This window comes from Streptomyces sp. NPDC005799 (assembly GCF_040630525.1).
GTDB classification, from domain to species: domain Bacteria; phylum Actinomycetota; class Actinomycetes; order Streptomycetales; family Streptomycetaceae; genus Streptomyces; species Streptomyces griseorubiginosus_B.
On the sequence record NZ_JBEXXQ010000131.1, the window covers coordinates 1 to 6,280 of the forward strand.

A 6,280-nucleotide genomic window follows, 5' to 3' on the forward strand; every position below is an offset into this window, starting at 1 on the left:
CGCATCAGCTGCCACCGTCCTCGGCGGCCTGGTCCTGCTGGGAGCGCCAGGCGGCGGCCTCGTCGTCGGGCAGCTGGGTGTAGCCCTCGATCTGGACCTCGATGCCGTCGACCGTGCAGAGGCCGCGCGTCCGCCGGAACACGTAGCTCCCGCTGGCCCCCGTCACCTCGGTCGTCACGTCCATGCCCAGGCTGGCGGCCACTTCGGCGGCGGCCTCCGCCGTCGTCGTCTCCAGTCGCAGCCTGCCGGTCGTGGAACCGCTGCTGTGACTGAGGAGACTGGCCATGTCGACGGCCACGCCGGCCTGCGGGTGACGGGCCACAAGACGGCGCACGAGCTGCACCAGCGACGTGGCCTGCTCCAGCAGGGAATCGGCGCAGCCGAACGGCCCGTCCCCTTCAGCTCCATTCCTGCCGTCGGCGTGCGCCTGGCCCGGCCCGTCGGCTTCGTCCAGGAGCTTGCCGAGGTGGTGCAGGCTGGTCACCTCGGTGACGATGCGGCATCCGCAGCTGACGCAGGTCTGCACGAGACCGAACTGAGCCCGTTCGTCGTCCTGGGTGTACGCGTAGCGCAGCGCCAGGGTGTGGTGAAGACCGGGCGCCAGCGCGGCAGTTGCCTCCTCGGTGTCCTTGGCAGCCTGCGCCCAGGGGGTGTACTGCCACGGCAGGACCTCGGCAGCTTCACCGAGGACGTTCCTGGCCACATGGCGGGCGGCGGCGAGGAACTCCTCTGCTGCCTCGCTTTCGTGCGCAGCCTGCTGCTCGGCGTCGACCGAGGCTTGATCGGCGTAGGCGGCCTTGGCGATGTCGTTGAGGCTCATACCGCCACCACCAGGGTGCGCGCGGCCGTCTGCTCGGCGTCGGTGATCCAAGCCGCGGCATCCTCGAGCGCGGCCAGGCCGCGGGAGGCGTGGCGCCAGCGCAGGGTGGAGATCTGGTGCGCGCCGGCCTCGTCGGGGACGGCGCCGGCCAGCCAGCGCGGGGTGCCGTCGGCGTCGCGGTAGCGGGTGATGATCCCGTACAGCGTCTCCGTCGTGACGGTGGCGGGCTGGCGGGTGACGAGGTACTGGTGCGGCTCACCGCCCGCGATGACCGGGCGGCCGGGCCACAGCCACAACTCGCCGTTCTGGCGCGGAGGCTGGCCCCATCCCGTCGCCGAGGTGTGGGAGATGGCCAGGGTGAGGCTCTCGCCGGAGATGGTGTGCACCGTTTGGCAGGTGCGGCATAGCAGCCGCAGCTGCACGTGCTCGAACACGTCGGTGTGCGAGCAGATGTCGTGGCTGCAGGCGTGGTGATCCTCGCCGGTGACGCCGGGGCGTATGCCCTCGGCGTGGATCACCTCGGCTTCGTCCCACACGGGGTTGGTGCATTCCTCGGCGTGGGCGAGGGGGTTCCATCCGAAGTAGACGGTCTCTATCAAGTCCATGATCAGGCGGCCTTCTTGGTGTGGCGGGCATGGCGGGCGTGGCTGGTTTGCACGCGGATCGGCTGGGTCTCGGCCAGCAGGGACGGGGCGGCGTGCCAGCGCAGGCTCTGCGGGGCACGGGCGGGCAGAGCCGGAGGCGGCTGGTACGCCGGGTACCGGTCCTCCTGGCGGCCGCGGGCGGCGGTGGACTCGGTGTCGAGGGCGAGCTTGATCAGGCCCAGGACGACTGCGCCGGTGCCGCAGCCGATGCCGCTGCAGGTGAGCCACTGGGCGGCGCTGGCGGTGCCGTTCATGCTCTGGCCGAGGTGGTCTCGGGGATGAGGCCCATGAGCCGGGCGGTGGCCTGGTCCTCTTCGTAGAAGGCGCGGCAATCCTCGCCGTGCAGCTCGATGGTGGCGCCGTCCTTGAAGCCGGTGACGATCGCCGTCGTGCCTTCGAAGGTGACGCTCTCGGGGTCGACGGCGAGCTGGGTCAGCCACCACTGCCACTCCACCAGCGAGGTGGCGCGGACAGTGACCGAGACGGTGCGGGCGTCGAGGAGTGCGACTCCGGTGACGTCGCTCTGGCGTCGCACCTTCGCGGCGACGGTGCCGGCCGGAGTGTCGAGGTCGATGTCCAGGCCGGACCGCGTACGGACCTCGCTCGACAAGAGCGTGCCGGTGTCCTCACCGCACAGCTGCACGGCCACCTGGCCGACCTGGCCGACCGCGTAGGCGTTGGTACCCTGCACGCTCACCGAGCTCTCGGCGATGCCGAACTTGCGCAGCCACCACCGCCAGGCGTGCAGCGTCTTCGGCCGTACGGTCAGGCCGAGATAGGAACCGTTGGGCACGTCCGTGACGAGGACGTCTGGCTGCTGCTGGCGCAGATCGGCTGCGAGGACCGCGGCCGCGGAGTCGAGATCGACATCGAGGGCGATGCGGCTGACGCAGCCCGCATACTCGGTCGTCTCAACGGCGGCCTCGGTGTCCACGGTCCGGGACACCGCCTCGCCGGTTTGGGCGACGACCGCGTACCGGACGGGCACCTCAGCGGCGGCTCCGTCCAGGGCCTCGGCGATGAGGGCACGGACGGGGCCGGTGAGCTCGAGGGCCAGGGCCTCACGCTGGCGTGCGTCGAGGGAAAGGTCCAGGAGTTCGGTCGCGAGGCCGATGGCGGAGTTCAGCTGCAGCAGGATGTGCCGCGGGTCCTGGCTCACTGGCCACCGTCCGAGATCTCGGCGGTGTAGCTCATGGCCTGCAGCTCCTCGGGGGTGGCGCAGGCGCTGCACAGGTCGACCATCTGCGCGTTGGGCACCCAGTAGCAGCCGCCCTCGCAGGCGGCTTCCTCGGTGCATCCGCAGCGCACGCACCGCGCAACGTCCTCGACGTCCAGGCCCTCGACGTTGACCGGCGCCACCGGTGTGACGGCGGGCACGTGGGTGAGCACGCTGGCGCCGAGCGGTGCCGGGTGCACGACGGCCTGCGCGGGGGTGGCGTCCGGGCCGGGGTTGGGCGGCGGGCTCTGGTGGCCGAAGACGGCGGCGGCCTCGGCGGACAGGAGGACTTCCGCGCACACGGGGATGTCCTCGATGGTGGCGCGTGCCTCGAACCAGACGCCGCCAGCGCTGTGGTCGCGGCTGGCTTCGACGTCGGCGATCGTTGCGAACTCGAGGACACCCTTCGGGTCGTTGGTGCCGAAGTTGAGGCGGAGACGGAAGCCGTCCAGGTCGCCGACGACGGCGGCCTGCCGGGGCAGGACGGTGAGCTTGCCCACTATGCGGTCCAGGAGCTGGGCCGCGCGCTGGTAGGCCGCGTGTTCGCGCTCCAGCGTCGTGGGAGTGGATGCGGTGGTCGTGGTGGCCTCGGTAGCCTGGTCCACGTGAGCCTCGCTTCAGGTTGGTTGAGGTGAGGTGACGTCTCGAGCGGGGTCGTTACGGACGGGCAGGTCCGGGGCGGCCCCGTTTGCTGTGCCGTCAGGTGCGAGCCAGCGCGCGACTGCGTCCGGGCAGCGGCTGCAGGTGGCTGAGTGGGTGAGAGCCGGCCTTCTTGGCGGGCGCAGGCGCAGGCGCTGCGGCCAGCGGGCCGGTGGTCGGCTCGTGATGGAACAAGGCGTCGATGCGCTCGAGGTCGGCGTCCGTGAAGTAGACGGTCCGGCCGAGCTTCGAGTGCGGAAGCCGCTTGATGTGGCGGCGCAGCCAGGTCTCGTCGATGCCGAGCTCCTTGGCGGCCGCGGGGTACTGCAGTCGGCGCTTCATACGGCGACCGCCGTACGGGTCGTCGCGACGGGCTGGTCCTCGGCCGGGGCCGGAACCGCGCGACCGGTGGGCGCCCACAAAATCAGCAGGTCCACACCGATGGCGCGGGCAATGCGCTCCGCGACGTCGGCCGGTTGTGTCTTGGTTACGCCGTTGAGAAGGGCGTCGATGGTGCTGCTGGGGACGTCCACCGCAGAGGCCAGTTCGCGGCCGCTGATGGGGGCCCCGGTCCCGGTCCGCTCCATCAGCTCCCGCAGAAGGTGGGGCTTGAGCAGCCGGTATCGGGGTGGAGAAGTCATGGGCGTGCCTCACGGACAAGTTGACCGAAAATCCGGACAGAGCTCAACCGTGCCAGAAAGTCGGGCATGTTGTCCAGATTTCCGGACAGCGGTTGCGTGGGAATTTGGTCAAGGCGACCGCGTGGACTGGCGAAAACAGACCCCGAACCTGGACACTGTGCCCACGGCATTGATCAGAACGACGCGCTGAACAGTGCATATGCCGCGCACGTACCAGTGGTCACATGGACACCGGGCAGCCCATAGGGACCAGGAGACGAGGATGATGACGAGCGAGGAGACGAGGAGTCGGACAGACCTGTCCGATCTCTTGGCCAACCGCAAGGAAGAGCTCGGCATGAGCATCCGCGAGCTCGTCGACGGCTGCATCGACCCGGAGACCCCGGACGTCGGCCCCCAGTACAAGCGCACCACCCTGGACGGCCTGATGAAGGGAGCGGTGGGTATAAAGGCGCCCACCCTGCCGCAGTTGCGCGCCCTCGCGGCCGGCTTCCGGCTGCCCCTCGGCCTGGTTCAGGAGGCCGCCGGCGCGCAGTTCCTCGGAATCGACACCGTTTGGACCTCGGACCGGCAGGTCCGCACCTTCGTGCACGAGTTCCGGGACATGGACGAAGAAGACCAAGCCCGTGTCATCGCCCTCATGCAGTCGTGGCGAAAGTTGAAGCGAGACTAACTGGTCAGCTGCGCCAACCCCGTTGACCGGTTTCCCCACTTGGAAACCGGTTGCATGGCCCGTTACGGATTCCGCTTAGCCTCAGCCGGACAAGGGGTCAACTTCCCTGGTCATATGCCTATTTCGGCAAAACGGGTCGCGCGCCCGGTTACTCACTGTGGTTTAAGTATTGGCTGAATGTGTTCCTCGGTGTCTAATGGCAGTCCGCCTGGGGGGTGGAAGTGACCATTGCTACTCGTGCTGCGCCCGCACCGTGACACGTTCGCCGCGGCACGGGCGACAGGGGGCGACATGTCAGACCCGCACACGTCAGCCGTGTACCGCATAGCCCGGCCGGGGCAGTTGCCGCCGGGCGAGCTCGTTCAAGTGGCGGACAGGTCAGGCGGAATCGCCGACATCCTTTGGCATCCGCTACACGCCCGGAGCGAACTGGCCGCAGACCTCAACCGGGTAACCAGACACCAGGTCCGTCACGGACTGTGGCGGCGGCCGTGGACTGAGGACGGCCGCATGCTCGAGCCGGCGGAAGGCCTTGGCGTCGCTGAGTCCCGGTGGGAAATCGTTCCGGCTGCCGTCATGCCGCGCCGCCGGACCGTCATGACCGTGGAGGAAGAGGGCAGCTGCGTCTGGCTCATCCGCGAGGGCGCCTGTACCCGAGCCCTGCGGGACGCGATGAACGAGCTCCTCATGCACGGTGGTTGCGCCGGTGTGTGGCTGCAGCAGTGGTACGACAGGGCGGAACTGGGGGCCTCGAATGCAGTGCCGCCGCCCCTTCGGGCCCTGCCAGCTCGCGGTCGAAGCAGCCGCCCAGGCTGTGGCCAGAGCGTGAACAGCTAGTACTACTTTCAGTTTCATCCTGGTCACAGCCTGATCAGTATGGCATCGTCGATGATCCGCCTGGGGGGCGACATAGGATCTGTACGAGCACGCGTTCGAACATTTGAACGAATGCGTGACGAGCCAGCAAGGGGGTCCTGCGAATGGCAGACCACGGCGCGGAGGCCTAGGGGCAAGAGCCTGAAGACGTTCAGGCACAGGCGGAGGACGATGACGCCCCCCAGCGACCCGACGTCACCATGGAGTACGTCGACCGCCTGCCCGGCGGCAGAGTCGTCATGCCCATAGAGCGTGAAGGTTCCTTCACGTGGCTCATCGTCCGCGGCCACATGTCCCCCCAGGCCCGCACCGAGATGCTGGGCGACCTCCGCCACATCGTCCGGTCTGGCCTGTGGACACAGAATTGCCAGCCCCCACAGGCCGGAAGCGACTAGACCGCCCGAAGTCCAGCCCGCGGCGCCGGCACGGCCATGACCGCCTCGACCGCCGCCGTGATCTCGTCGTCCAACTCACGCACGAGGTGGCCGTAGCGGTCCACGGTCGTCTGGATGGACTCGTGCCCGAGCCGCGCCTGGATCGCCGGCAGCGGAATCTTCTTGGCGATCAGCCACGCCACGTGCGTATGCCGGAGATCGTGGATCCGCGGCTCTTTCGGCAGCCCGGCCGCGATCGCCGCCGCGACGGCCGGCTTCCACTTGCGGTTGTAGAAGTTCGCGTGCCGCCACGGCCCGCCCATGGCGGCACGGAACACGAAGTCGTCCTTGGCTCGGCCGCTCGTGAGGCGACGGACCATCTCCACCTGAGCCGCCG

The 6,280-nt window shown here is 69.1% G+C and carries 9 protein-coding genes; 1 reads left to right on the forward strand and 8 read right to left on the reverse strand.

The window, feature by feature from the left end:
* Window positions 1–4: 4 nt before the first annotated feature.
* The 7 genes from ABZ453_RS49970 to ABZ453_RS50000 form a co-directional block, all read right to left on the reverse strand.
* Window positions 5–820 carry a DUF6195 family protein gene (locus tag ABZ453_RS49970; protein WP_359026576.1) on the reverse strand — a complete coding sequence of 272 codons (816 nt, stop codon included), beginning with the start codon at window positions 818–820 and terminating at the stop codon, window positions 5–7.
* On the reverse strand, window positions 817–1,425 hold the full coding sequence (locus ABZ453_RS49975) for a hypothetical protein (protein WP_359026578.1): 609 nt from the start codon (window positions 1,423–1,425) through the stop codon (window positions 817–819). Before ABZ453_RS49975 ends, ABZ453_RS49970 begins: the two co-directional genes overlap by 4 nt.
* 2 nt (window positions 1,426–1,427) lie before the next feature.
* The gene (locus ABZ453_RS49980) at window positions 1,428–1,718 is read right to left on the reverse strand and encodes a hypothetical protein (protein ID WP_359026580.1); all 291 of its coding nucleotides are present in this window, start codon (window positions 1,716–1,718) and stop codon (window positions 1,428–1,430) included.
* Window positions 1,715–2,623, reverse strand: a complete 909-nt coding sequence (locus tag ABZ453_RS49985; RefSeq protein ID WP_359026583.1) for a hypothetical protein — start codon at window positions 2,621–2,623, stop codon at window positions 1,715–1,717. The genes ABZ453_RS49980 and ABZ453_RS49985 overlap by 4 nt, the downstream gene beginning before the upstream one ends.
* The gene (locus ABZ453_RS49990; RefSeq protein ID WP_359026585.1) at window positions 2,620–3,285 is read right to left on the reverse strand and encodes a hypothetical protein; all 666 of its coding nucleotides are present in this window, start codon (window positions 3,283–3,285) and stop codon (window positions 2,620–2,622) included. Before ABZ453_RS49990 ends, ABZ453_RS49985 begins: the two co-directional genes overlap by 4 nt.
* Before the next feature lie 94 nt (window positions 3,286–3,379).
* Window positions 3,380–3,661, reverse strand: coding sequence for a helix-turn-helix domain-containing protein (locus ABZ453_RS49995; protein WP_359026587.1), 282 nt, complete (start codon window positions 3,659–3,661; stop codon window positions 3,380–3,382).
* Window positions 3,658–3,960: a helix-turn-helix transcriptional regulator gene (locus ABZ453_RS50000; protein ID WP_359026589.1), complete on the reverse strand. Its 303-nt coding sequence runs from the start codon at window positions 3,958–3,960 to the stop codon at window positions 3,658–3,660. The genes ABZ453_RS49995 and ABZ453_RS50000 overlap by 4 nt, the downstream gene beginning before the upstream one ends.
* Before the next feature lie 337 nt (window positions 3,961–4,297).
* Between ABZ453_RS50000 and ABZ453_RS50005 the strand changes: the two genes are divergently transcribed.
* Window positions 4,298–4,633, forward strand: a complete 336-nt coding sequence (locus ABZ453_RS50005; protein WP_359026591.1) for a hypothetical protein — start codon at window positions 4,298–4,300, stop codon at window positions 4,631–4,633.
* A 1,267-nt stretch (window positions 4,634–5,900) separates the two neighbouring features.
* Here ABZ453_RS50005 and ABZ453_RS50010 read toward each other — a convergent pair.
* Window positions 5,901–6,280, reverse strand: a 380-nt coding sequence (locus ABZ453_RS50010; protein ID WP_359026593.1) for a tyrosine-type recombinase/integrase, incomplete at its 5' end; no start/stop codon positions are given.

Coding starts and splice junctions, on each gene's coding strand:
- ABZ453_RS49980 (WP_359026580.1), bottom strand. CDS start 1,718: ATGAACGGCACCGCCAGCGCCGCCCAGTGGCTCACCTGCAGCGGCATC.
- ABZ453_RS50005 (WP_359026591.1), top strand. CDS start 4,298: ATGAGCATCCGCGAGCTCGTCGACGGCTGCATCGACCCGGAGACCCCG.
- ABZ453_RS50000 (WP_359026589.1), bottom strand. CDS start 3,960: ATGACTTCTCCACCCCGATACCGGCTGCTCAAGCCCCACCTTCTGCGG.
- ABZ453_RS49970 (WP_359026576.1), bottom strand. CDS start 820: ATGAGCCTCAACGACATCGCCAAGGCCGCCTACGCCGATCAAGCCTCG.
- ABZ453_RS49995 (WP_359026587.1), bottom strand. CDS start 3,661: ATGAAGCGCCGACTGCAGTACCCCGCGGCCGCCAAGGAGCTCGGCATC.
- ABZ453_RS49975 (WP_359026578.1), bottom strand. CDS start 1,425: ATGGACTTGATAGAGACCGTCTACTTCGGATGGAACCCCCTCGCCCAC.